This is a genomic window from Limimaricola pyoseonensis (genome assembly GCF_900102015.1).
Taxonomy (GTDB): Bacteria; Pseudomonadota; Alphaproteobacteria; order Rhodobacterales; family Rhodobacteraceae; genus Limimaricola; species Limimaricola pyoseonensis.
In genome coordinates, this window is sequence record NZ_FNAT01000004.1 from 296,267 (window position 1) to 319,870 (window position 23,604).

Genomic DNA, 23,604 nt, shown 5'->3' on the forward strand with positions numbered 1-23,604 from the left:
GGGGCTAGGGGCCGGGGGAGACCGGCGACAGGATCAGCCCGAACAGCGCCGCCATGTCGCGATCGGGCCCGAGCGCGTCGATCTCGGCCTCGATGGCGTCGGCCCGGTCGCGGCCCAGCACCGGGTCGGCATAGGCGTGGAATTTGGCGCGGACCTCGTCCATCGGCGCGGGGGCCTCGGGGTCGCCGCTGGCCTCGGTCGGGCCCGAGCGCAGGCGGCGGCCGTCCTTCAGGACGATCGTCACCTCGGCGAAGCGGCGGGCGGGGAAGGCGGCGTTGAAGGCCTCGCTCTCGGTGAAGACGATCCGGTCCGCCATGCGGTTGATGGCGGCGTCGTCCAGCGCCTCGGGCGCCACCTCCTGCGGGCCGACGCGGCCGCGCACCAGCATGGCGGCGACGGGGTAGGCGGTGGAGTACTGCGCCTCCTCCGTGGTCTTCGGATGGCGCACCGCGAGCCGGATCGCCTGGTGGAAGGTGCCGATCTCGATGCTCTCGATCGCGTCGGGCGCGAGGGCGTGCCGCTCGCGCAGCGTCCGCGTCGCCTGCACCGAGGGCTGGGCCCAGCGGCAGACCGGGTAGGGCTTGTAGTACTGCTCGAACAGGCACCAGCGCTGGCCGAGATCGGCCCAGAGCGGCGCGACCTCCGCGCCCGTGACCAAGAGCGCCGGCGCGCCGGTGAAGCCGTCGGCGGCGAGATAGGCGGCCGAAAGGCCGGCCATGGCGCCCCAGCCCGAGCCGTCCTTGACCATGGTGGGGTGGTCGATGCAGCGCATCATCTGGCTGCGCGGCCCGTGATACTCGGCGATGCCCAGAGCCTCGTGGGTGCGCGCGGCGTCGAGCCCGAGCCCGCGCGCCCCGAGCGCCGCGGCCGCGACCGCGACCCAGGCCCCGGAGGTGTGGTAGTCGCAGGCCGTCCGGTGCAGCGCGATGCCGGCGCGGGTGCCGATCTCGTAGCCGAGCACCAGCGCCGTCAGGAACTCCGCCCCGTCGGGCGCGCCGCAAGGCGCCGCGTCGCTCACCGCGAGCAGCGCGGGCAGCACGCCGCAGCCGACATGGCCCTTGGTCAGCTTGTGGCCGTCATGCGCGTCGAGCGCGTCGATGGTCATGCCTCCGGCCAGCGCCGCCCCGGCCGGGCTGACGCCGCGCCCGTCGAACAGCATCCGCGCCGCGGCGCCGCCGGCGCCGAACTGCGCGGCGGCATGGGCCCGGACGATCCGCGACAGCGCGGTGCCGGTGGCCGCCGCGGCGACGCCCGCGAGGTCGAGCAGCCAGCGGCGCGCGAACTCGCGGACCTCGGGCGGCAGCTCGTCCCAGTGCAGGTCGTGGATGAAGTCGGTGACGGGTCGAGCCATCGGGTCGGGCCTTCTCTTGGGCAGGCTGTTGCGGGGTCGGGGCGGGGCCGGGGGAAAAGGGGTCAGGGATCGGTGCGGACGATGTCGGGGACGCCGATCTTCTCGAACAGGCGGGTGGTCTCGCGCAGCACCAGCGCCATGTTGCTGTCGCGCACCGTGGGCAGCATGTGCCGGGCGCGGCGCACCTCGTCGAAGTCGAGCGTCGCGGTGATCAGCTCCTCGCCGGTGCCGGCGACCGCCAGCTCGCGGCCGAACGGATCGAGGATGCGCGAGCCGCCCCAGAAGGTCAGGTCGCGCTCGGTGCCGGTGCGGTTCACCATGATCGTCGGCGCGGCGTACATCATCGAGTAGAAGCGCATGGTCAGCGCCCAGCCGCCGGGGTTGTCGAAGTCGATGCCGACCGCCTCGACGCCCGAGCTGACCGGGCCGATCATCAGCGTCGCGCCGTGCAGGAAGGCGAGATGGGTGAGGGCGGGGTTCCACAGGTCGGCGCAGATCAGCAGCCCGGCGCACCAGTCGTCGTCGAGGTTGTGGGTCTCGACGAAGCGCCCGGTGGCGTAGTGCTTGCCTTCCTCGAGCTTGCCGTAATTGGGCAGGTTGACCTTGCGGTGCATGTGCACGAGCCGGCCGCCGCGCAGCATCGCGGCGGTGTTGTAGAACTGCGCCGCCGCGCCTTCCTCGATGAAGCCGACCGTCACCGCCATCTCGCCGGCCGCCTCGGCCAGTTGCAGAAGTCGCGGGTCGCTGCGCTTCATCGCCGCGGTCAGCAGCTTTTCGGGGCCGTAATGGCCGGTGAGCGACAGCTCGGGCATGACCAGAAGGTCGAGCCCGGCGGCGCGGCCGCGGGCGATCCAGTCGAGATGCCGGTCGATGTTGGCGTCGACATCGCCGATCTCGCTGGCGAACTGGGCGGCGCCGACCTTGAGCTTGCGATGGGACATGGATCACCTCGTGGATTGGGTGGCGGGGCGGCGCACCGCCCCGCCGGGTCGGGCCTAGATGAGGCCGCTTTCCTTCAGGAAGTCGGCCGCGACGTTCTCGATCGAGACCTGCTCGACATCGACCCGCGCGTTGAGCTGCGCCATCACCGCGTCGTCGAGCTTGGCGGCGACCGCGTTCATCAGCTCGCCGATCTCGGGATGGGCGGCGAGGATCTCGTCGCGCACCACCGGGGCCAGGGCGTAGGCGGGGAAGTAGGCCTGGTCGTCCTGCAGCACCACGAAGTCGAAGGCCGGGATGCGGCCGTCGGTGGCGAAGACCAGGCCGACATCGACCTGCGCGTCGCGCAGCGCCTGGAACACCAGGCCCGAGTCCATCCGCTTGACGTTGGCGCGGCCGAACTCGAAGGCATAGGCCGCCTCGAGCGGCTTCAGCCCGTCGGGCCGGGCGTAGAACTCGGCGTTCGAGCCGAAGGTGATGGTCTCGCCCGCGTTCACCTTGGCGGCGAGGTCGGACAGGGTGGCGATGCCGCGCGCCTGCGCGTCCTCGGCCCGCATCGCGAGACCGTAGGTGTTGTTGGCCTGCGAGGCGTCGAGCCAGACGATGCCCTTCTCGGCGTCGAGTTCCTTGACCCGCTCGTAGGTGGCGGCGGCGTCGAGGCGCTCCTCGATCTTGTTGTAGGTGATGAGCGAGGTGCCGGTGTATTCCCAGTAGACGTCGACCTGGCCGCTCTCCATGGCCTGGCGCACCACCGCCGAGCCCATGCCGGCGCGGTTGTCGACCTCGAAGCCGTTGGCCTCGAGCAGCTGCTCGGTGATCGAGGCCATCAGCTGCTGTTCGGTGAAGTTCTTGCCGCCGACGACGATCTCGTCGGCCTGGGCGGTGGCGGCCGCCGCGATCAGCGCGAGGCTGGCGAGGGTGCGCTTGACGGGGTGGAACATTGGGACTCCTCCTGTTGATCTGGCTGTTGGTCTTGTCAGGGCGGCGCTCAGCGCAGCGGGTTCACGCCCTTGGGAACGAGGGTGAGCTGGGCCTGCGCCATCGCGAAATCGACGAGCACGGCGAGCATGGCGGTGGGGACGGCGCCGGCCAGCAGCATGCCGGTGTCCATCAGGTCGATGCCGGTGAAGATCAGCTCGCCCAAGCCGCCGCCGCCGATCAGGAAGGCGAGCGGCGTTGTGCCGACATTGATGGCGAGCGCGGTGCGCACGCCCGAGAAGATGACGTAGAGCGCGTTGGGCAGCTCGACCCGCCACAGGATCTGGCGCGGCGTCATGCCCATGCCGGTGGCCGCCTCCTTGAGATGGGCCGGCACGGCGAGCAGGCCGGTATAGGTGTTGCGCACGATCGGCAGCAGCGAGGCGACGAACAGCCCGAAGAAGGCGGGCGCGAAGCCGATGCCCAGAAGCGTCATCGACAGGGCGATGACCGCGAGCGTCGGGATCGTGGTGCCGATGTTGAAGACCTGCATCACCGTCTCGGCATGGCGCGCCATGCCGGGGCGCGACAGCCAGACCCCGATCGGGATGCCGGCGAGGATCGCCGCGCCGCCAGAGGCCGCCACCAGAACCACATGCTGCCGCGTCAGGTAGAGGATGTCCTCCCAGTAGGGGCTGATCTGCTCGTCGAGGCCGGTCCAAAGGACCAGCGCCACGACCGCGGCCAGCGCCAACAGGCGCCACGCGACCTGCGCCCCGAGGCCCGAGGCCGTGGCCATCGCCACCGCGCGGGTCATTGGGCGGCCACGGCGGGGGCCGCCTCCGACAGGGCCGCGGTCACGGCGCGCTGCGTGACGATCCCGGCGAAGCGGCCTTCCGCGTCGGTGCAGGCCAGCCACCTCATGTCATGCGTGAACATCTCGGAGACGACGGCGCGCAGGTCGCATTGCGCGGGCATCGTCACCGGCATCGGTTGCGCCAGCCCCGACAGCGTGCCGCGCGCGCCGGCCAGCGCCTCGGCCGGCACGTAGCCCACGGGGCGCCGCGCGGCGTCGACCACCACCACCACCGGCGCGCCCGCGGCCAGCGCCAGGCGCGCGGCCTCCTGCGGGGCGGTCTCGGCCGGAAGCGCCGGGGCGTCCTGCGCGACCTGCCGCGCATCGATCAGCCGCAGCCGCTTCAGCGTGCGGTCGGCGCCGACGAAATTGGCGACGAAGTCGTTGGCGGGGCGGGCGAGGATCCGGTCCGGCGTGTCGTACTGCTCGATCCGGCCGCCGCGGAAGATGGCGATCTTGTCGGCCATCTTGACCGCCTCGTCGATGTCGTGGCTGACGAACATGATGGTCTTCTTCAGCTCGGCCTGCATCTTCAGGAACTCGTTCTGGATGATCTCCCGGTTGATCGGGTCGATCGCGCCGAACGGCTCGTCCATCAGCATCACCGGCGGGTCGGCGGCGAGCGCGCGGATCACGCCGATCCGCTGCTGCTGGCCGCCCGAAAGCTCCTTGGGATAGCGGCGCAGGAACTGGTGCGGGTCGAGCCCGACGAGGTCGATCAGCTCGGCGGCGCGGGCCTTGGCGCGCCCGGCGTCCCAGCCCAGCATGCGCGGCACCACGCAGATGTTCTCCTCGACCGTCATGTTGGGAAACAGGCCGATCTGCTGGATCACGTAGCCGATCTGCCGGCGCAGCGCGATGTCGTCGAGCCCGGAGGTGTCCTCGCCGTTGATCAGGATGCGGCCGCTGGTCGGGCGGACCAGCCGGTTGACCATCTTCAGCGTCGTGGTCTTGCCGCAGCCCGAGGGCCCGAGCAGCACGCAGATCTCGCCGCTGGGGACCGTCATGTTGATCCGGTCGGCGGCCACCACGAGCCGGTTCGCGGCGCCGAAGGTCTTGGTGAGGTCTTCAAGCTGTATCATCGTGGAGGTTCCCCCTGGATTGCGGTGCGGCGGCGCGCGGGCGCGGTCGGTGAGTGGGGCGGCCGGGCGCGGCGCGCCCGGGCCGGCGGATCAGAGCCCGGCGGGTGTCAGCAGTTTCTGGACCCGGTAGAGCGCCCGGTCGGCGACGATCGCCAGCAGCGACACGGCGAGCGCGCCGATGATCAGCTGGCGCGGATCGGTCTGGCTGATGCCGCGCGAGATCAGCACGCCGAGGCCACCGGCGCCGATATAGGCGGCGATGGCGGCGACGCCGATGTTCATCACCACCGCGGTGCGCACGCCGGCCATGATCACCGGCACGGCGATCGGCAGCTCGACCCGCCACATGCGCTGCAGCGGCGTCATGCCCATGCCGCGCGCCGCCTCGCGCAGCGCCGGGTCGACATTGGTGATGGCGGTGTAGGTGTTGCGCACGATCGGCAGCTGCGAATAGAGCAGGATCGCGATCACCGCCGGCAGCCAGCCGATGCCGTGGCCGATGGTCGACAGGATCGGGATCATCAGGCCGAACAGCGCGATCGAGGGTACCGTGACGATGATCGAGGCGGCGTAGAGCACGACGTCGGCGATGCGCCGGTTCTGGGTGATCGCGATGCCCAGCGGCACGCCCGTCAGGATCGCGAGCCCGACGGCGACACCCACGATCGTGATGTGTTCGAGCGCCATGCCGGCAATCGCGTCCCTGTTGCCGACCGCGAACCAGATCAGCTCCATCCCGCTCCCCCCTGTTTTGCGTGATGCCGCCCGCATCCCCTTTGCGACGGCATGGCGGCAATCTACAGGAGGCGGGGGTCGCGGAGCATCAAAGGAACGCCACCCGATATCATGAAACCGACCAGATTGACGCTGCGGCGGGCGGGGCCGGAGCGGCGGCGCCGGGCCTGCCGCGGGCCGGCCCCGAGGGGCCGCCGCGTGGCCCCCGGGCGGATTTTTCGCGCGCGGCGCGCGGTTTTCGCCCGATCGCCACTTCGAACTTCGCGCGTTATCGCCTACAACCCCGGTCGGGGCCCGGCAGAGGCCGCGTGAAGCTTCGGGCAAGACCTTGATTTCGAAGGCCGGTTCCCGCAGCGTCGCGCCGGTTCGAGTCGGCCCTGCGACCTGCCCGTCACGGGCCGGACGGTCCCATAGCTCAACTGGATAGAGCAGCCGACTTCTAATCGGCAGGTTGGGGGTTCGAGTCCTCCTGGGATCGCCATTTCCTCGCCAGCCCTGCCGTCACCATGCCGCCCGGAAGGCGGCCTCCATCGCGCGCCGTCACACCGGCTGCGGATCGGCTCCGCCCGGAGACCGCGACGAGGCGACAGAGCATGTCCCCGGCGGACGGTTGCTCCCTTGAGGCTGAACCGGCGTCGTGCCGATGCCCTTCCGGGGTGCCCGTCTCAGCCGAATCGGGCGCGGGCCGCCGCGACCAGCCGGTCGCAGAGGCGCTCGACCGCCGCCTCGGACAGGGCGGGCGCCGCCTCGGTCATCGACCGGGCGCGGGCGTGGAGCGCCGCCGGATCGGGCCGGGGCGCGGCCTCGAACTCCGGGCGCCCGGCGCCGAGGCAGTAGTCGCGGTACTTGAAGTCGCCGCCGACGATGCGGTCGGAGAAGCGGACGCGCAGGCAGGGGATCTGCAGTGCGTCGGCGACGATCAGCCCGTGCAGGCTGCTCGAGACGATGCTGCGGCAGCCGTTGATGCGGTCGATCACCTCGCGCGGGGGCGCCTCGACATCGATCAGCGCGACGCCGGGCAGGGCGGCCAGTTCGCGCAGCTCGGGCCGGTCCTTGTCGACGTAATGCGCGACCACGCCGATGTCGTGGCGCCTGGCGCCGGTGCCGGCCATCCGCCGGGCGAGCAGGCCCGGATCGCCGGTCGGCACGCCGGGCACCGAGCCCAAGGCCTCGGCCGTGAGCGGACCGCGCAGGGCCAGAAGGTCGAACCCGGCGCGGGGCAGGGTGCGCGGCTTCACCAGACCCGAGCCCCAGACCGCGACCGGCCGCCCGGCCAGCCGGCGCAGCCCGAGCGCGAGCCGGGCCGGGCCCTTGGCCGCGATCTGCAGGATGCTGCCGATGCCCATCGCCTCGCAGCGGCCGAGCGCGGCGTGGCGGACGCCGCGGCCGGTGGCCAGCTCGAGCACCAGCGGCGACAGGTCGTCGCCGAAATTCGGCCGGTGGTCGGGCCGCCTGTACCAGAACAGGCCGATGTCCTTCGCCATGCGCATGTCTCCCGGGCGGATCCGTCGCGGGCCGTCATGACAGACCCGGCGCGGCGGGAGAAGGTCTCGGTGGGAGGAAACGCCGTTCGTCCCGGCCCCGGGATGCGGGGCCGGGACGGGCGGGGGCTCAGCCCTCCGGCTTGCCGCGGTCGAGGCGGGCGGCGCGCAGGGCCGCGGTCTTGGCGCGGCGCAGCTCGGCCTCGGCGTCGATGATGGCGCGGGCGGCGCGGGTCGTGAGGTCGCCCTTGCTTTCGGGGCGCGGGGCGGCGGGCAGGTCGGGATGGGAGAGCCGGCGTGACAGGCCGCGCTTCTCGAGATTGGCGAGAGTCGCTTCAAGGGCGTTCATGCTTGGTCCTTCGGATCGCCCGGGGGCGCGCCGGGCCGGCTTGGCCCATCGGTCCCCCGCTGTCTCATAGGTATGGCGTCGCCGTGGCCCGGCAAGGCCGCAGCGCGCGGGCCACGACCGCGCGCATGGCGCAGAATCGGGCTGTGGCGACGCCGCGGGCCGGTGTAGAGATCGAACGAACACCATGGCGGCAGACCGGGGACAGTGAGATGACGGGCAAGAACACGGGCAAGAACACGGGCAAGATCACGCGGACGATCGGATGGGCGGCGGCGCTGGCTGTCCTGTCTGGGCTGGCGGGCGCGGCGCAGGCGCAGCAGCTTGCGGGCGGCCGGCTCGAGATCGAGACGGCGGCCTTCGTCGAGGCGGCGGAGCTGGGCTTCACCACCTATTCGGGCGGGCTGCAGTTCGATGTCGGCGCCGGCTTCGGGGCGCAGATCGACCTCGCCTCCTACGGCTTCATGGGCTTCGGCTCGGACGGCACCAACGCCACGGTGCACGGCCTTTACGACCTCGGCGGCGCGACGGTGGGCCTGTTCGCCGGGCGCGACGGCTACGAGGAGGGCGACGCCACGATCTACGGCATCGAGGGCGAGACCTACTTCTACGGCGGCGAGGTCGAGGCCTATCTCGCCCGGCATGACGGCGAGATCGGCGAGATCACCGTGGCCGGCCTGTCGGGGCGGATGGAGGTCGCGCCGCGCATCGCCGCGCATGGCGAGCTGGGCTTTGCCGATTCGGCGCGCGAGGGGCACCTGCTGCGCGCCGCGCTGGGCGGCGGCTACGCCTTCGACGAGGGCTTCGACCTGTGGGGCGAGATCGGCCGGGTCGAGAGCGACGACGACGCCTTCGGCGAGGACGAGACCTTCATCTCGGTCGGCGCGACGATCGGCTTCGGCCTGCGCTCGGGCACCAGCTTCGGCAACCGCAGCCTGTTCGACGTGGTGCCGGGCTTCTGAAGACCCCCGCCTGCGCGCCTCAGCCCGTGTGGCCGATGGCGCGCAGGAACTCCGAGACCGGGGCGGCCCAGTCGGCGGGCCGCTCCAGCGGCGGCAGGTGGCCGGCGCGGCGGACGATCTCGAAGCGCGAGCCGGGCACCAGGTCGATCGTCTCGCGCACGAGATCGGGCGGGGTGGAGCGGTCCTCGGAGCCGGCGAGGCCCAGCAGCGGCAGCCTCAGCCCCGAGACCGGCGTGTAGAGATCGGTGCCCGAGACGGCGGCGCAGCAGCCGGCATAGCCCTCGACATCGGTGCCGGTGAGCACGCGGCGGGCGCGGGCGGCGGCGGGGCCCATGCGCGATCTCGGCCCGAACCAGCGCTCGATCACCGCGTCGGCCTGCGGCGCCAGCCCGCTCTGGCGCACGGCGGCGATGCGCTCGTCCCAGAGCTTGGGCGTGCCGATCTTGGCCGCGGTGTTCGACAGCACCAGCGCGCGCACGAGGTCGAGCCGCTTCACCGCCAGCGCCTGCGCCACCATGCCGCCGAGCGAGATGCCCGCGAAGACCACCTCGCGCAGGTCGTGCGCCTCGATCACCGCCTCGGCGTCCGAGACCAGCGTGCCCATGGCGTAGGGGGCGGCCGGCACGTCGGAGCCGCCATGGCCGCGCATGTCCCAGCGCAGCACGCGCAGCCCCTCGGGCAGAAGCGGGATCGCCTCGTCCCAGAGCGTCATGTCGGTGCCGAGTGCATGGGCCAGCACCAGCGCGGGGCCGTTCTCAGGCCCCGCGATCCGGGTGGCGAGGCGGGTGCCGTCGCGGGCCTCGACCATGCGCCTCATGACGCGAAGCGCTCCAGCGCGTCGGCATAGAGCGCGGCATCGACATTGCCGCCCGAGGCGACCGCGATCACCGCGCTGCCCGAGATCGCCTCGGGGCGGAACAGCGCGGCGGCGAGCGCGACCGCGCCGCCCGGCTCGATCACCACGCGCAGGTGGCGGAAGGCCAGCGCCATGGCGCGCATCGCCTCCTCGTCGGAGACGGCGAGGCCGGGGCCGCAGAGGCGGTGCATGATCGGGAAAGTGAGATCGCCCGGCTGCGGCGTGACGATGGCGTCGCAGATCGAGCCGCCCAGCCGGTCGTTGCGGCGGATCTCGCCGGTTTCGAGGCTGCGCTTCACGTCGTCGAAGCCCTCGGGCTCGACCGTGCGCGCGCGCATCATCGGGGCCTCGGCCTCGAGCGCCATGGCGATGCCGGAGGTCAGGCCGCCGCCGCCGCAGCAGACCAGCACCTCGGCCTCGCGCACGCCCGCCTCTGCCGCCTGCTCGGCGATCTCGAGACCGGTGGTGCCCTGACCGGCGATCACCTGCGGCTCGTCGAAGGGCTTGATCAGGGTCAGGCCGCGCTCCTCGGCCAGGGCCGCGCCGAGCGCGTCGCGGTCGTCGGTCTCGCGGTCGAACAGCACCACCTCGGCCCCCAGCGCGCGGGTGTTGTCGACCTTGGCCCTGGGCGCGTCCTTGGGCATCAGGATCACCGCCGGCACGCCGTGCATCTTCGCGGCATGGGCCACGCCCTGCGCGTGGTTGCCCGAGGAAAAGGCGATGACGCCGCGCCGGCGGGTGTCTTCGGGGATCGCCGAGACCGCCGACCAGCCGCCGCGCGCCTTGAAGCTGCCGGTGACCTGCAGGCATTCGGCCTTCAGGAGCACCCGCCGCCCGGCGATGGCGTCGAGCGCCGGGTTCGACAGGAGCGGCGTGCGCCGCAGGTTGGTGCCGATGCGCTCGCGCGCGGCGCGGATCATCTCGATGTTCAAGTCGTCTCTCCCTCCCGGGCGCGGCAGCGCGCCAGCCAGTCGTTCAATGCGCCCAGCGCCTCGGCCTCGTCAAGGAAGGGGACGTGGCCGCGGCCCGGCACCTCCGCGAAGGCCATGTCGGGGCGGCGGCGGCGCATCTCGGCGGCGGTGGCGGGCGAGAGCAGCTCGGAGTTCGCGCCGCGGATCAGCGCCAGCGGCAGCCCCGCGAGCGCGTCGAAGAGCGGCCAGAGGTCGGGGGCGGGCTGCACCGCGCCGCCCAGCACCGCCTCGCGCAACCGCGGGTCGTAGCGCAGCTCGAGCCCTTCGGGCGTCTCCTCGTAATGGCCGCGCACCTCCGCGAGCCAGCGCTCATGCGGGACGCCTTCGAAGCCGGTCCAGCTTTCGGCGCGGAAACGGGCGGCCTCGTCAAAGGTCTTCTGCGCCGGGCGGCGGCCGAGATAGCCCTCGATCACCTTAAGCCCTTCGGGCGCGATCTCGGGGCCGATGTCGTTGAGCGCGACGCCCGTGAGCCGCTCCTTCGCGGTGGTGGCGATCACCATGGCGATCAGCCCGCCGCGCGAGGTGCCGAGGATCGCGGCCCGCGCGATCCCCAGATGGTCGAGCAGGCGCAGCGCGTCGCGCGCCTCCTGCGCGACGGTGTAGCTTGCCGGGTCGCCGTGATCCGAGCGGCCCCGGCCGCGATAATCGGGCCGGATCAGCCGCACGCCGGAAAGATGCGGCGCGACATGGTCGAAATCGGCGGCGTTGCGGGTCAGCCCGGCGAGGCAGAGCACCGGCAGGCCCTCTCCCTCGTCGTGGTAATGCAGCCTGAGCCCGTCCTCGCTGTCGAAGGCCGGCATCAGGCGAGATCCACGATGCCGGTCAGGTTCGGCAGCGCATGCGTCGGGCGCGACCACAGCCGATCGCGCGCCGCGCCGTCGCGGTTCACCCAGGCGGTGATGAAGCCGTAGCCGGTGGCGCCGGCGGCGTCCCAGAAGTTCGAGGTGACGAAGAGCACCTCTTCCTTGTCGCAGCCGAAGCGCTGTCCGACGAGGTCGTAGACCCGCGCGTCGGGCTTGTAGACGCCGACCTCCTCCACCGAGAGCACCGCGTCGAGATGCTTGCCGATGCCGGCCGATCCGACCGCCTTTTCGAGCATCCCGGGCGTGCCGTTCGACAGGATCGCCACCTTGTGGCCCTTGTCCTTCAGCGCCGAGAGCACCTCGCGCACCTCCGGGTAGGCGGGCAGCTCGTCATAGAGCGCGAGCAGCCGGGCGCGCAGGTTCGGGTCGTCGATGCCGTTGGCCTCCATCGCCCAGGTCAGCGCGTCGGCGGTGACATGGCCGAAATCGACGTGCTGGCCGGTGATCGCGCGCAGCCAGGTGTAGTGCAGCTGCCGGTCGCGCCAGTCGGCCGAGAGCTTCTCCCAGCCGCGGGCGAAGGCGTCGCCCGACTCCCGCGCCGCCATGCGGGCCGCGCCGTTCACGTCGAACAGGGTGCCGTAGGCGTCGAAGACGATTGTGCTGATGGTCATGCAATTCCCCCTCTGGATGCGAGGCTGACATGCCCCGCGCCTAGGGGAAAGGCTTTCGGGGGCGATCGGGTTGCGAAGCGCGGGGCCAGTCCCTACCTAGGGGTCGAACACGAGGAGCACCCGCCAGCCGCGGCCTCCAGCCATTCACCCGCCAGATCGACCGAACAAGGAGAAGCTCATGACGCAAGTCAAGCAGGGCGACACCGTGCGCATCCACTACACCGGCACTCTGAACGACGGCCAGACCTTCGATTCGAGCGAAGGCCGCGAGCCGCTCGAGTTCCAGGTCGGCTCGGGCCAGATCATCCCCGGCCTCGACCAGGCGATGCCCGGCATGGAAGTCGGCGAGACCAAGACCGTCGAGGTGGCCTGCGAGAACGCCTACGGCCAGCCCGACCCGAACGCCCGCCAGTCGGTGCCGCGCGACTCGATCCCCGACAACATCCCGACCGATCCGGGCACCCGCCTGCAGATGCAGACCCCGCAGGGCCAGGTCGTGCCGGTCACCGTGATCGAGGCCGATGCCGAGCAGGTGACGCTCGACGCGAACCACCCGCTGGCCGGTCAGGACCTAACCTTCAAGGTCGAGCTCGTGGGCGTCGACCCGGCCTGAGCCGCGACAGCCTTTTCGGAAAAGGCCCCGGCAGCACCCGCTGCCGGGGCCTTTTTCATGTGAACACGGCCGCCCGATGGCCTAGGAGGGGGCCATGCCTGCCCTGATCGTCTACCTCACCGCGGCCCTGTTCGAGATCGCCGGCTGCTTCGCGGTCTGGGCGTGGTGGCGGGCCGGGGCCTCGGCCTGGTGGCTGGCGCCCGGCGCCGCGGCGCTGGCGGGCTTCGCGGGCCTGCTCGCGCTCAGCCCCGCCGCCTTCGCGGGGCGCGCCTTCGCGGCCTATGGCGGGGTCTACATCGCGGCGTCGCTGGGCTGGCTGTGGGTCGTGGAGGGGCAGCGCCCCGACCGGTTCGACGCGGCCGGGGGGCTGGTCTGCCTGCTGGGCGCGGCGCTGATCCTGTGGGGACCGCGCGGCTAGCCCTTTTGCGCGGCCATCGCGGCCTGCATCTTCTCCATGTCCATCCAGCCGGTCTCGAGCACGTTGCCGTCGGGGTCGCGGATGGTGCGGCCATACATGAAGTCGCCATGCTCGACCTTCTTGCCGGTGTCGGAGCCGCCATGCGCGAGCGCGGCCTCGACGATGGCATCGACCGCCGCGCGGCTGTCGCGCGGGATCGCCACCAGCACGCCGGTGGCCTCGCGCGGGTCGGCGACGGGGCCGGGCGAGAAGCCCGCGAAGGTGTCGCGGTCGAGCAGCATCAGGCAGACGCCGTCGGTGACGCGCATGCAGGCGGTGTGATCGCCGGAGAACTGCGCCACCACCGAGAAGCCGAGGCCCTCGTAGAAGGCGCGGGCGCGCGCGGCGCTCTCGACCGGCAGGTTGACGTAGACGGGCTGTGACATGGCGAAACCTCGCAACGGGGAACAGGTGCCCCGAAGCTAGACCGTCGCCGGGCGAGTCGTCTCAGAGATTCTCGCTCTGGGGCATGCCGAGCACGTGGTAGCCGCCATCGACATGCACGATCTCGCCGGTGGTGCAGGCGGCCGCGTCCGAGCAGAGGTAGAGCGCGGTGCCGCCGACCGCCTCGAGCGTGGCGTTGGCGCGCATCGGCGCGTTGGCGTCGGTGTGCTTGAAGGTCTTGCGCGCGCCGCCGATCGCCGCGCCCGCCAGCGTCTTCATCGGGCCGGGCGAGACCGCGTTGACGCGGATGCCCTCGGGGCCGAGATCGTTGGCGAGGTAGCGCACGGAGGCCTCGAGCGCCGCCTTGGCGACGCCCATCACGTTGTAGAACGGCGTCACCTTGTTCGAGCCCTGGTAGGTCAGGGTGACGATCGAGCCGCCCGCGCTCATCAGCGGATGGGCGCGGCGCGCCACGTCGATCAGCGAGTAGCAGGAGATGGTGAGCGAGTTGCGGAAGTTCTCGCGCGAGGTGTTGATGAAGCGGCCGGCCAGCTCGTCCTTGTTGGAATAGGCGATGGCGTGGACGAGGAAGTCGAGCCGGCCCCAGCGGTCCTCGATCTTCTTGAAGGCCGCGTCGAGCGAGGCGTCGTCGGTGACGTCGACATCGAGCAGGAAGTCCGAATCGAGCTGCGCCACCAGCGGCGCGACGCGCCGCCCGAAGGTCTCGCCCTGATAGGAGAAGGCCAGCTCGGCGCCCGCGCCGTGCAGCGCCTTGGCGATCCCCCAGGCGATCGAACGGTCGTTCGCCACGCCCATCACCAGACCGCGCTTGCCCACCATCGACATCATGTCACCGTCTCCGCCTTGTTGCTCAGCCGTGGTAGCGCGACAGCAGCATCGAGCCGTTGGTGCCGCCGAAGCCGAAGCTGTTGGTCATCACCGTGTCGAGCCCGGCATTCTCGCGCAGCTCGGTCGCGATCTCGCCCTCGTGGATGCCCTCGGCGAGGTTCTCCACGTTGATCGAGGGCGCGATGTAGTCGCCCTTGAGCATCAGCAGGCAGTAGATCGCCTCCTGCGCGCCGGTGGCGCCCTGGCTGTGGCCGGTCATCGACTTGGTCGAGGAGATCGGCGGGGTCTGGCCCTCGCCGAAGACGCGGCGCACCGCCTCGACCTCGCCGACATCGCCCACGGGCGTCGAGGTGCCATGCGCGTTGATGTAGTCGACCTTGCGGCCCTCGGGCAGGGTGTTCAGCGCCAGCCGCATCGCCCGCTCGCCGCCTTCGCCCGAGGGCGCGACCATGTCGTGGCCGTCCGAGGTCGCGGCGAAGCCGGTCACCTCGGCGTAGATCTTGGCGCCGCGCGCCAGCGCCCGGTCGAGATCCTCGAGCACCACCATGCCGCCGCCGCCGGCGATCACGAAGCCGTCGCGGTCGCGGTCGAAGGCGCGGCTGGCCTTCTCGGGGGTGTCGTTGAACTTCGAGGACATCGCGCCCATCGCGTCGAACAGGCACGACAGCGTCCAGTCGAGCTCCTCGCCGCCGCCGGCGAACATCAGGTCCTGCTTGCCCATCATGATCTGCTCGGCGGCCGCGCCGATGCAGTGCAGCGAGGTCGAGCAGGCCGAGGTGATCGAGTAGTTGATGCCCTTGATCCTGTAGGCGGTGGCGAGGTTCGCCGAGACCGTCGAGGACATGCCGCGCGGCACCATGAGCGGGCCGATCCGCTTGGGGCTGCCGGATTTCAGCACGGTCTGGTGCGCCGAGAACAGGTTCGAGGTCGAAGGACCGCCGGAGCCCGCGATCAGGCCCGAACGCTCGTTCGAGATGTCGGCCTCCTCGAGGCCGGCATCGGCGATCGCCTGGCTCATCGACAGGTAGGCATAGGCCGCGCCGGGGCCCATGAAGCGCAGCGTGCGCTTGTCGATATGCTCCTTGGGGTCGAGCTTCAGCGTGCCGGCGACGCGGCTGCGGAAGCCGTATTCGGCCATTTCCTCGGAGGCCTCGATGCCCGAGCGGCCGGCGCGCAGGGCGGCGTCGACCTCCTGCGCGGTGTTGCCGATGGGCGAGACGACCCCGAGGCCGGTGACGACGACGCGACGCATGGCGCCTCCTTCCTTGTGGTTCAGCTCTCGGAGAGAGCGACCTTCATGTCCTTGACCTGGTAGATGACCTCGCCATCGGCCTCGACCCGGCCGTCGGCGACGCCCATGGTCAGCCGGCGGGTCTGCACGGCCTTGGTGAAATCGACGTGGTAGGTCAGCAGCTTGCGGTCCGGGCGGACCATGCCGGTCAGCTTCACCTCGCCGACGCCCAGCGCGTAGCCGCGGCCCTGCCAGCCGCGCCAGCCGAGGTTGAAGCCGGTCAGCTGCCACAGCCCGTCGAGGCCGAGGCAGCCGGGCATGATCGGGTTGCCCGGGAAGTGGCACTCGAAGAACCACAGGTCGGGCTTGATGTCGAACTCGGCCACGACATGGCCTTTGCCATGCGCGCCGCCGTCGCCGGAGATGTCGGTGATCCGGTCCATCATCAGCATCGGCGGCTCGGGAAGCTGCGCGTTGCCCGGGCCGAACAGTTCACCGCGCGCGCATTTCAGGAGCGCGTCCTTGTCGAACTGGGTCGGATACTCTGCCATGGGGCCCCGTGATGTTTGCGGTTTCGCTTTCCCGAGGCTGTATCACCCGCTCGCGCGGAAGGGCAAGGGCGGCGGGCGCGCGGTACGCTGCCGGGATCCGCGCGAAACGTTGAATTCCGGCGCGATCTGCGCCATATCTGGCCTGTCATGACGAATGCCCACACCACACCCGCCCGCCGCGGCGCCGACTGGCTGGCCACCGCCGGGCTGCGCCCGACGCGGCAGCGGCTCGCGCTCGCGGCACTGCTGGTGGGCGACGGGCACAACCGGCACGTGACCGCCGAGAGCCTGTTCGAGGCGGCCTCCAAGGCCGGGCACAAGGTGTCGCTCGCCACGGTCTACAACACGCTCTCGGCCTTCTGCGCCGCGGGGCTGATGCGCGAGATCACGGTTGACGGCTCGAAGAGCTACTTCGACACCGACATGTCGGATCACCCGCATTTCTACTGGGAGGACGAGGCGCGGCTGTCCGACGCCCCGGCCGAACAGCTGGAGATCTCGCGGCTGCCCGACGCGCCCGAGGGCGCGGAGATCGCCAAGGTCGACGTGGTGATCCGCCTGCGCCGCCGCTAAGCGCCCGCCGCCCGCCACCGGCCGCGCAAGGCGGCCCCGGGGTCATCTGCTTGCAGCCTCGCGCCGCCGGGCCTAGCCTCGCGCGCAAACGCAAGGAGGATGCTCCATGAACATGGATGACGTAGCGCGCCGCGGTCTGGTGCTTCTGGGATGCGGCAAGATGGGCTCGGCGATGCTGGCGGGCTGGCTCGAGGGCGGGCTGCCGCGGCAGTCGGTGACCGTGCTCGACCCCAAGCCCTCGGACTGGTTGCAGGACCAGGGCATCCGGCTCAACGAGGAGTTGCCCGAGGACCCGGCGATCGTGCTGGTGGCGGTCAAGCCGCAGATGATGGGCGACGCGCTGCCCTCGATGCAGGCCAAGGGCAACGGCACGACGCTGTTCGTCTCGGTCGCCGCCGGCACGCCGATCGCCACCTTCGAGAAGGCTCTGGGCGAGAAGACCCCGATCGTGCGCGCCATGCCCAACACCCCCTCGGCGATCGGCCGCGGCATCACCGCGATCATCGGCAACGACCACGCCACGGCCGAGCAGGTCGACCTCGCCGAGGCGCTGCTGAAGGCGGTGGGGCAGGTCGTGCGGCTGGAGCGCGAGGAGCAGATGGACGGCGTCACCGCCGTGTCGGGCTCGGGCCCGGCCTACGTGTTCCACCTGATCGAGACGATGGCCAAGGCCGGCGAGGAGCAGGGGCTTTCGCCCGAGCTGGCGCTGCAGCTCGCCACCGCCACCGTGGCGGGCGCGGGCGCGCTGGCGGACGGCTCGGACCAGCATCCGGGCACGCTGCGCGAGAACGTGACCTCGCCCAACGGCACCACGCAGGCCGCGCTCGACGTGCTGATGAACGAGACGGACGGCTTCCCGGTGCTTCTGAGCCGGGCGCTCAAGGCCGCCGCCGACCGCTCGCGCGAGCTTGCGAATGGGTGAGGCGCGGACCCCGGAGATCGTCTTCGACGACTTCGCCAAGGTGGACATCCGCGCGGGCAAGGTGACCCGCGCGGAGCCCTACCCGGAGGCGCGGAAGCCCGCGATCAAGCTCTGGGTCGATTTCGGCCCGGAGATCGGTGAGAAGCGCTCCTCGGCGCAGATCACCGCGCATTACGACCCCGAGCTGCTGGTCGGGCGGCAGGTGCTGGCGGTGGTGAACTTCCCGCCGCGCCAGATCGGCAAGTTCGTCTCCGAGGTGCTGGTTCTGGGCCTGCCGGACGAAAGCGGCGGCATCGTGCTGGTCGGACCCGACCAGCCCGTGCCCGCGGGAGGGCGGCTGTCATGACCCGCAAGACGCTTCTGGTGACGCGGCCGCTGCCGCAATCGGTGCTCGACGCCTGCGCGCGCAGCTTCGACGCCACCTTCCGCGACGCCGACCGCGGCCTGACCGAGGCCGAGGCGGCCGAGGCATTGCAGAGCTACGACGCGATCCTGTGCACGCTGGGCGACCGGTTCACCGCGAAGGCCTTCGAAGAGGCGGGCGAAATCCGTTGCGGCGTGCTCGCCAATTTCGGGGTGGGCTACAACCACATCGACACGCAGGCGGCGCGCGCCGCCGGCGTCGCGGTGTCGAACACGCCCGACACGGTGACGGATGCCACCGCCGATATCGGCATGACGCTGCTTCTGGCCACCGCGCGCCGCGCGGGCGAGGGCGAGCGGCTGGTGCGGGCGGGCGAATGGTCCGGCTGGGCGCCGACGCAGATGCTGGGGCGGCACGTCACCGGCAAGACGGTGGGCATCGTCGGCATGGGCCGGATCGGGCAGGCGGTGGCCAAGCGCTGCGCGCTCGGCTTCGACATGCAGGTGCTCTACCACAACCGCTCGCCCAAGGCGGTGCCGCTGCCGGTGATGCAGGTGGGCGACCTCGAGGAGCTGATGGGCTCGGCCGATTTCGTGGTGGTGACCGTGCCGGCGACGCCCGAGACCCGGCACCTGATCAGCCGCGAGATGATCGCCGCGATGAAGCCCGAGGGGGTGTTGATCAACATCGCCCGCGGCGACGTGGTCGACGAAGAGGCGCTGATCGAGGCGCTGGAGGCGGGCCGGATCGGCGGCGCCGGGCTCGACGTCTACGAGAACGAGCCGCAGGTGCCCGAGCGGCTGCGCGCGCTCGACAACGCGGTGCTGCTGCCGCATCTCGGCACGGCGGCGCTCGAGGTGCGCGAGGCGATGGGGCGGATGGCGCTCGACAACGCCATCGCCTGGGCGCGCGGCGGCGCGCTGCCGCAGCTGGTCAACTGATCCTCAGGCGGGGCGGTCGCCGATCGCCTCGCGAAAATGCTTGCGGCAGAGCGAGACGTAGCGGTCGTTGCCGCCGATCTCGACCTGGTCGCCGGCCATGGCGACGCGGCCCTCGGCATCCTTGCGCACCACCATGGTGGCCTTGCGGCCGCAATGGCAGATGGTGCGGACCTCGCGCATCTCGTCGGCGAGCGCCAGAAGCGTCGCCGAGCCGGGGAAGAGGTGGCCGAGGAAATCCACCCTGAGGCCGTAGCACATCACCGGCACGCGCAGGTCGTCGACCGCGCGGGCCAGCTGCCAGACCTGATCGGGCGAGAGGAACTGCGCCTCGTCGACGAAGACGCAGGCGCAGGGCGTCTCGAGCCTGTGCCTGATCTTCTCGAACAGGTCGTCGCCCGCGTCGAAGGTATCGGCCGCAGACCCGATGCCGATGCGGCTCTTGATGAAGCCCTCGCCGGAGCGGTTGTCGAAGCGCGCGGTGAGCAGGTAGGTCTGCATGCCCCGCTCGGCGTAGTTGTGCGCCGCCTGCAAAAGCACCGTCGACTTGCCGGCGTTCATGGTGGAGTAGTTGAAGTAGAGCTTGGCCATGGGCCGAGCACATACAAAGGGCGGCGCGTCGTGACAACGCGCCGCCCGTGGTCAGCAAGAGTTTTCCAAAACTCTTGCAAATTCCTTCGAAGGAATTTCGGTCAGGCGTGCGAGGGCACCTCGCCGTTCATCTGCATCCGGCCGATCGGGCGGACCGAGGTGGCCTGCGGGCCCATGCCGTTCGGTCCGTCATCGACGATCGACAGCTCGACCGGCATGTCCTTCTCGAGCTTCTCGAAGCCGTCCTCGATCACGCTGGCCTTGTGGAACCAGATGTCGCGGCCATCCAGCGTCTCGATGAAGCCGTATTCCGAGAAGAGCTGCCGCACCCGGCCCTGCGGCGGGCCGTCATGGGCCTTCACCTCGCCCTGCTTCTTCTGGGCGGCGTGTTCGAGGCGGCGTTCCATCGCGTAGAAGGCGTCGTTCACGGCCGCGTAGGGGTCGTGCTTGTCGCCTTGGCCGGGGTCCTGGCTGACCACCAGCTCCTTGCCCGGCACGCGGCACTCGATCCGCACGTGGTAGCCCTTGTGGCCGCCTTGGCTCTTGTGCGGCACCTCGACCACGACGTGGCAGCTGGTGATGTGGTCGTGGAACCGCTCCAGCTTGGCGGCGCGGGTGCGGATGCGCTGTTCGAGCCCGTCGGAGCTTTGCATGTTGTGGAAGGCGATCTCGAGGGGGGTGTCCATGCGTCTCTCCGTTCGTTCATGTACGCCGGAGAAACGCATGGATGGATCGGCCGTTCCGGACGGCGTCAGGCCTGCAGCGACCTCACGCCGACCTCGCCCTCGACCCGGGCCTTCATCGCCTGCGCCGCGGCCTGCGCGGCGGCGGCGGTGGTGAAGTAGGGGATCTTGGCGTAGAGCGCCGCCGAGCGGATGTCGCGGCTGTCCTCGATCGCCTGCGCGCCCTCGGTGGTGTTCATCACCAGCGCGACGTGGCCGTCCTTCAGCCGGTCGACGATGGTGAGGCCGCCCTCGTAGAGCTTATTCACCAGCTCGGCCTCGATGCCGTTCTCCTCGAGCCAGGCGCGGGTGCCGCGGGTCGCCATGATCGACAGGCCGAGATCGACCACGATGCGCGCCGCCTCGGCCATGGCCGGGGTCTTGTCGGCGTCGCGGATCGACAGGAACACGCGGCCCTCGCGCGGCAGGTCGGAGCCCGCGCCCATCTGCGCCTTGAGGAAGGCGAGCGCGAAGCTGCGGTCCCAGCCCATCACCTCGCCGGTCGAGCGCATCTCCGGCCCGAGGATGGTGTCGACGCCGGGGAAGCGGGCGAAGGGCAGCACCGCCTCCTTGACCGAGAACCACGGCATGTTCGGGTCCGCCAGCGTCATCGGGTCGGCATAGGGCAGGGGGGTGTCGTAGTCGACGTTCTCGTAGGCCGGGCGGAACGGGAAGGCGGAGAGCTTCTCGCCCGCCATCAGCCGCGCGGCGATCGAGGCGATGGCGCTGTCGGTCGCCTTGGCGACGAAGGGCACGGTGCGCGAGGCGCGCGGGTTGACCTCGATCAGGTAGACCTCGTCATCCTTGACCGCGAACTGCACGTTCATCAGGCCGACCACGCCCAGCGCCTTGGCGAGCGACTGCGCCTGGCGGCGGATCTCGGACTGGATCTCCTCGGTGAGCGAATGCGGCGGCAGGCAGCAGGCGCTGTCGCCGGAATGGACGCCCGCTTCCTCGATGTGCTGCATGATGCCCGCGACATGCACGGTCTCGCCGTCGCAGAGCGCGTCGACATCGACCTCGGTCGCGCCCGAGAGGTAGCTGTCGAGCAGCACCGGGTTCTTGCCCGAGACCACCACGGCGTTGCGGATGTAGCGCTTGAGATGGTCCATGTCGCGGACGATCTCCATGGCGCGGCCGCCCAGCACGTAGGAGGGGCGGATCACCAGCGGGAAGCCGATCTCGTCGGCGATCTCGAGCGCCTGCTCGTCGGTGAAGGCGATGCCGTTCTTCGGCTGCTTCAGGCCCAGACGGTTGACCAGGTCCTGGAACCGCTCGCGGTCCTCGGCGAGGTCGATCGCGTCGGGGGTGGTGCCGAGGATCGGGATGCCTTCGGCCTCGAGCGCGTTGGCGAGCTTGAGCGGGGTCTGGCCGCCGAACTGCACGATCACCCCGTGCAGCGTGCCGTTCTCCTGCTCGACCCGCAGGATCTCCATCACGTGCTCGAAGGTCAGCGGCTCGAAGTAGAGCCGGTCCGAGGTGTCGTAGTCGGTCGAGACGGTCTCGGGGTTGCAGTTGACCATGATGGTCTCGTAGCCGGCATCCGACAGCGCGAAGCAAGCGTGGCAGCAGCAGTAGTCGAACTCGATGCCCTGGCCGATCCGGTTCGGGCCGCCGCCGAGGATGACGACCTTCTTGCGGTCGGAGGGCCGCGCCTCGTCCTCGACCTCGCCCATCACCGGGTGCTCGTAGGTCGAGTACATGTAGGGTGTCTGGGCCTCGAACTCGGCGGCGCAGGTGTCGATCCGCTTGAACACGGCGGTGACGCCGAGATCGCGGCGGGCGCGGCGGATCTCGTCTTCCTCGCGGCCGGTGAGCGTGGCGAGGCGGGCGTCGGTGAAGCCCATCATCTTGAGCTTGCGCAGCCCGGCCTCGTCGGTCGGCAGGCCGCCCTCGCGCACCGCGTTCTCGGTCTCGACGATCTCGCGGATGCGGTCGAGGAACCACGGGTCGAAGCTGGTCACCGCCTGGATGCGGTCGTTCGTCAGTCCGAGGCGCATCGCCTGGGCGATGACCCGCAGCCGGTCGGGGGTGGTCTTCGACAGCGCCTTGACCAGCGCGGCCTCGTCGGGCGCGCCGGGGATCTCGATCTCGTCGAAGCCGGTCAGGCCGGTCTCGAGCGAGGCCAGCGCCTTCTGCATCGATTCGTGGAAGGAGCGGCCGATCGCCATCGCCTCGCCCACCGATTTCATCGCGGTGGTCAGGTGCGGCTCGGCGCCGGGGAACTTCTCGAAGGCGAAGCGCGGGATCTTGGTGACGACGTAGTCGATGGTCGGCTCGAAGGAGGCCGGGGTCACCTTGGTGATGTCGTTGTCGAGCTCGTCGAGCGTGTAGCCCACGGCGAGCTTGGCGGCGATCTTGGCGATCGGGAAGCCGGTCGCCTTGGAGGCCAGCGCCGAGGAGCGCGAGACGCGCGGGTTCATCTCGATCACCACCATGCGGCCGTCATCGGGGTTGATCGCCCATTGCACGTTCGAGCCGCCGGTCTCGACGCCGATCTCGCGCAGCACGGCGATCGAGCCGTTGCGCATGTGCTGGTACTCGCGGTCGGTCAGGGTCAGCGCCGGCGCGACGGTGATCGAATCACCGGTGTGCACGCCCATCGGGTCGACGTTCTCGATCGAGCAGACGATGATGGCGTTGTCGGCGCGGTCGCGCACGACTTCCATCTCGTATTCCTTCCAGCCCAGCAGGCTCTCGTCGATCAGGATCTGGCCCACCGGCGAGGCGTCCATGCCCGAGCGGCAGTAATGCTCGTATTCGGCGCGGTTGTAGGCGACGCCGCCGCCGGTGCCGCCCAGCGTGAAGGCGGGGCGGATGATGGCGGGCAGGCCGATCTCCTCCAGCGCCTCCATGGCGCGGGCCATGCCGGCGGCGAGGTCGCGGCGGCCGTTCTCGGCCTTGGGGGCGGTGACGATGGTCGCCTTGGGGTTCTCGAGCCCGATCCGGTCCATCGCCTCGCGGAACAGCGCCCGGTCCTCGGCCATCTCGATCGCCTCGCGGTTGGCGCCGATCAGCTGCACGCCGAACTTCTCGAGCACGCCCATGTCGGCGAGCGCCAGCGAGGTGTTGAGGCCGGTCTGGCCGCCCATGGTGGGCAGCAGCGCGTCGGGGCGCTCCTTCTCGATGATCTTGGCGACCACCTCGGGGGTGATCGGCTCGATATAGGTGGCGTCGGCGAGGCCGGGGTCGGTCATGATGGTGGCGGGGTTCGAGTTCACCAGGATGACCCGGTAGCCCTCTTCCTTGAGCGCCTTGCAGGCCTGGGCGCCGGAGTAGTCGAACTCGCAGGCCTGACCGATGATGATCGGCCCCGCGCCGATGATCATGATCGAGTTGATATCGGTTCTCTTCGGCATGGGACCCTCGCGCTGCTGTCGCGCGCCCAGGGGAGGCGGGCGCGCAAATCGTCGCGGTTATAGAGATGGGGCGGTGCGA

Annotated in this window: 26 protein-coding genes and 1 tRNA gene; 8 read left to right on the forward strand and 19 right to left on the reverse strand. The window is 70.8% G+C overall.

The window, feature by feature from the left end:
- Positions 1-4: 4 nt before the first annotated feature.
- From BLT43_RS11215 to BLT43_RS11240, 6 genes are all read right to left on the reverse strand, one after another.
- Complete coding sequence (locus BLT43_RS11215) at positions 5-1,351, reverse strand: MmgE/PrpD family protein (protein WP_090112871.1); 1,347 nt, start codon at positions 1,349-1,351, stop codon at positions 5-7.
- A gap of 62 nt (positions 1,352-1,413) precedes the next feature.
- Positions 1,414-2,292, reverse strand: a complete 879-nt coding sequence (locus BLT43_RS11220) for a nitrilase-related carbon-nitrogen hydrolase (RefSeq protein WP_090112873.1) — start codon at positions 2,290-2,292, stop codon at positions 1,414-1,416.
- 54 nt (positions 2,293-2,346) lie between these two features.
- Positions 2,347-3,231, reverse strand: a complete 885-nt coding sequence (locus tag BLT43_RS11225) for a glycine betaine ABC transporter substrate-binding protein (RefSeq protein WP_090112875.1) — start codon at positions 3,229-3,231, stop codon at positions 2,347-2,349.
- 47 nt (positions 3,232-3,278) lie between these two features.
- A complete protein-coding gene (locus tag BLT43_RS11230) occupies positions 3,279-4,025 on the reverse strand; it encodes an ABC transporter permease (RefSeq protein ID WP_242652279.1) in 747 nt (248 codons plus the stop codon).
- A complete protein-coding gene (locus tag BLT43_RS11235; protein ID WP_090112877.1) occupies positions 4,022-5,146 on the reverse strand; it encodes an ABC transporter ATP-binding protein in 1,125 nt (374 codons plus the stop codon). The genes BLT43_RS11230 and BLT43_RS11235 overlap by 4 nt, the downstream gene beginning before the upstream one ends.
- A 90-nt stretch (positions 5,147-5,236) precedes the next feature.
- Positions 5,237-5,881, reverse strand: coding sequence for an ABC transporter permease (locus tag BLT43_RS11240; RefSeq protein WP_165612592.1), 645 nt, complete (start codon positions 5,879-5,881; stop codon positions 5,237-5,239).
- A gap of 404 nt (positions 5,882-6,285) precedes the next feature.
- Between BLT43_RS11240 and BLT43_RS11245 the strand changes: the two genes are divergently transcribed.
- Positions 6,286-6,362: transfer RNA gene (locus tag BLT43_RS11245), tRNA-Arg, on the forward strand.
- Between the two features lie 184 nt (positions 6,363-6,546).
- Here the strand turns inward: BLT43_RS11245 and BLT43_RS11250 are convergent.
- Both BLT43_RS11250 and BLT43_RS11255 read right to left on the reverse strand, forming a co-directional pair.
- Positions 6,547-7,365 carry a polysaccharide pyruvyl transferase family protein gene (locus BLT43_RS11250; RefSeq protein WP_165612593.1) on the reverse strand — a complete coding sequence of 273 codons (819 nt, stop codon included), beginning with the start codon at positions 7,363-7,365 and terminating at the stop codon, positions 6,547-6,549.
- Between the two features lie 127 nt (positions 7,366-7,492).
- Positions 7,493-7,711, reverse strand: a complete 219-nt coding sequence (locus BLT43_RS11255) for a hypothetical protein (protein ID WP_090112880.1) — start codon at positions 7,709-7,711, stop codon at positions 7,493-7,495.
- A gap of 209 nt (positions 7,712-7,920) precedes the next feature.
- Between BLT43_RS11255 and BLT43_RS11260 the strand changes: the two genes are divergently transcribed.
- The gene (locus BLT43_RS11260) at positions 7,921-8,670 is read left to right on the forward strand and encodes a hypothetical protein (protein WP_090112881.1); all 750 of its coding nucleotides are present in this window, start codon (positions 7,921-7,923) and stop codon (positions 8,668-8,670) included.
- A 19-nt stretch (positions 8,671-8,689) separates the two neighbouring features.
- On the opposite strand, the gene pcaD is transcribed toward BLT43_RS11260, so the two are convergent.
- Genes pcaD through BLT43_RS11280 form a run of 4 tightly spaced genes read right to left on the reverse strand, consistent with a single transcriptional unit; the run spans position 8,690 to position 11,971 of the window.
- A complete protein-coding gene (gene pcaD / locus BLT43_RS11265) occupies positions 8,690-9,487 on the reverse strand; it encodes a 3-oxoadipate enol-lactonase (protein ID WP_423222124.1) in 798 nt (265 codons plus the stop codon).
- Positions 9,484-10,446 carry a threonine ammonia-lyase gene (locus tag BLT43_RS11270; RefSeq protein WP_090113094.1) on the reverse strand — a complete coding sequence of 321 codons (963 nt, stop codon included), beginning with the start codon at positions 10,444-10,446 and terminating at the stop codon, positions 9,484-9,486. Before BLT43_RS11270 ends, pcaD begins: the two co-directional genes overlap by 4 nt.
- An 8-nt stretch (positions 10,447-10,454) precedes the next feature.
- Positions 10,455-11,297, reverse strand: coding sequence for an alpha/beta fold hydrolase (locus tag BLT43_RS11275; RefSeq protein ID WP_090112883.1), 843 nt, complete (start codon positions 11,295-11,297; stop codon positions 10,455-10,457).
- Entirely contained in the window at positions 11,297-11,971 is a 675-nt protein-coding gene (locus tag BLT43_RS11280; protein ID WP_090112884.1) for a haloacid dehalogenase type II, read from the reverse strand. The genes BLT43_RS11275 and BLT43_RS11280 overlap by 1 nt, the downstream gene beginning before the upstream one ends.
- 178 nt (positions 11,972-12,149) lie before the next feature.
- On the opposite strand from BLT43_RS11280, the gene BLT43_RS11285 reads away from it, so the two are divergent.
- A complete protein-coding gene (locus BLT43_RS11285; protein ID WP_090112885.1) occupies positions 12,150-12,584 on the forward strand; it encodes an FKBP-type peptidyl-prolyl cis-trans isomerase in 435 nt (144 codons plus the stop codon).
- A 94-nt stretch (positions 12,585-12,678) separates the two neighbouring features.
- Positions 12,679-13,002, forward strand: a complete 324-nt coding sequence (locus tag BLT43_RS11290; RefSeq protein ID WP_090112886.1) for a YnfA family protein — start codon at positions 12,679-12,681, stop codon at positions 13,000-13,002.
- On the opposite strand, the gene BLT43_RS11295 is transcribed toward BLT43_RS11290, so the two are convergent.
- The 4 genes from BLT43_RS11295 to fabA all read right to left on the reverse strand — a co-directional run bounded on the left by BLT43_RS11295 (position 12,999) and on the right by fabA (position 16,056).
- On the reverse strand, positions 12,999-13,427 hold the full coding sequence (locus tag BLT43_RS11295; protein ID WP_090112887.1) for a VOC family protein: 429 nt from the start codon (positions 13,425-13,427) through the stop codon (positions 12,999-13,001). The two genes, BLT43_RS11290 and BLT43_RS11295, sit on opposite strands and share 4 nt — an antisense overlap.
- Positions 13,428-13,488: 61 nt before the next feature.
- Positions 13,489-14,274, reverse strand: a complete 786-nt coding sequence (locus BLT43_RS11300) for an enoyl-ACP reductase FabI (RefSeq protein ID WP_090112889.1) — start codon at positions 14,272-14,274, stop codon at positions 13,489-13,491.
- A gap of 22 nt (positions 14,275-14,296) precedes the next feature.
- Positions 14,297-15,526 (reverse strand): beta-ketoacyl-ACP synthase I, encoded by a 1,230-nt coding sequence (gene fabB / locus BLT43_RS11305; RefSeq protein ID WP_090112891.1) that lies wholly within the window; start codon positions 15,524-15,526, stop codon positions 14,297-14,299.
- Positions 15,527-15,546: 20 nt separating this feature from the next.
- On the reverse strand, positions 15,547-16,056 hold the full coding sequence (fabA, locus tag BLT43_RS11310) for a bifunctional 3-hydroxydecanoyl-ACP dehydratase/trans-2-decenoyl-ACP isomerase (protein ID WP_090112893.1): 510 nt from the start codon (positions 16,054-16,056) through the stop codon (positions 15,547-15,549).
- Positions 16,057-16,203: 147 nt separating this feature from the next.
- Between fabA and irr the strand changes: the two genes are divergently transcribed.
- The 4 genes from irr to BLT43_RS11330 all read left to right on the forward strand — a co-directional run bounded on the left by irr (position 16,204) and on the right by BLT43_RS11330 (position 18,856).
- Entirely contained in the window at positions 16,204-16,629 is a 426-nt protein-coding gene (gene irr / locus BLT43_RS11315; RefSeq protein ID WP_090112895.1) for a Fur family transcriptional regulator Irr, read from the forward strand.
- A 106-nt stretch (positions 16,630-16,735) separates the two neighbouring features.
- On the forward strand, positions 16,736-17,551 hold the full coding sequence (proC, locus tag BLT43_RS11320; protein WP_090112897.1) for a pyrroline-5-carboxylate reductase: 816 nt from the start codon (positions 16,736-16,738) through the stop codon (positions 17,549-17,551).
- Positions 17,544-17,897 (forward strand): tRNA-binding protein, encoded by a 354-nt coding sequence (locus tag BLT43_RS11325; RefSeq protein WP_090112899.1) that lies wholly within the window; start codon positions 17,544-17,546, stop codon positions 17,895-17,897. The genes proC and BLT43_RS11325 overlap by 8 nt, the downstream gene beginning before the upstream one ends.
- Positions 17,894-18,856 carry a 2-hydroxyacid dehydrogenase gene (locus BLT43_RS11330; RefSeq protein WP_090112902.1) on the forward strand — a complete coding sequence of 321 codons (963 nt, stop codon included), beginning with the start codon at positions 17,894-17,896 and terminating at the stop codon, positions 18,854-18,856. Before BLT43_RS11325 ends, BLT43_RS11330 begins: the two co-directional genes overlap by 4 nt.
- A gap of 3 nt (positions 18,857-18,859) precedes the next feature.
- Here the strand turns inward: BLT43_RS11330 and BLT43_RS11335 are convergent, their stop codons facing one another.
- The 3 genes from BLT43_RS11335 to carB form a co-directional block, all read right to left on the reverse strand.
- On the reverse strand, positions 18,860-19,444 hold the full coding sequence (locus tag BLT43_RS11335; RefSeq protein ID WP_090112903.1) for a thymidine kinase: 585 nt from the start codon (positions 19,442-19,444) through the stop codon (positions 18,860-18,862).
- 101 nt (positions 19,445-19,545) lie between these two features.
- Positions 19,546-20,130 carry an HPF/RaiA family ribosome-associated protein gene (locus tag BLT43_RS11340; protein ID WP_165612594.1) on the reverse strand — a complete coding sequence of 195 codons (585 nt, stop codon included), beginning with the start codon at positions 20,128-20,130 and terminating at the stop codon, positions 19,546-19,548.
- A gap of 65 nt (positions 20,131-20,195) precedes the next feature.
- On the reverse strand, positions 20,196-23,525 hold the full coding sequence (gene carB, locus BLT43_RS11345) for a carbamoyl-phosphate synthase large subunit (RefSeq protein WP_090112907.1): 3,330 nt from the start codon (positions 23,523-23,525) through the stop codon (positions 20,196-20,198).
- Positions 23,526-23,604 lie beyond the last annotated feature (79 nt).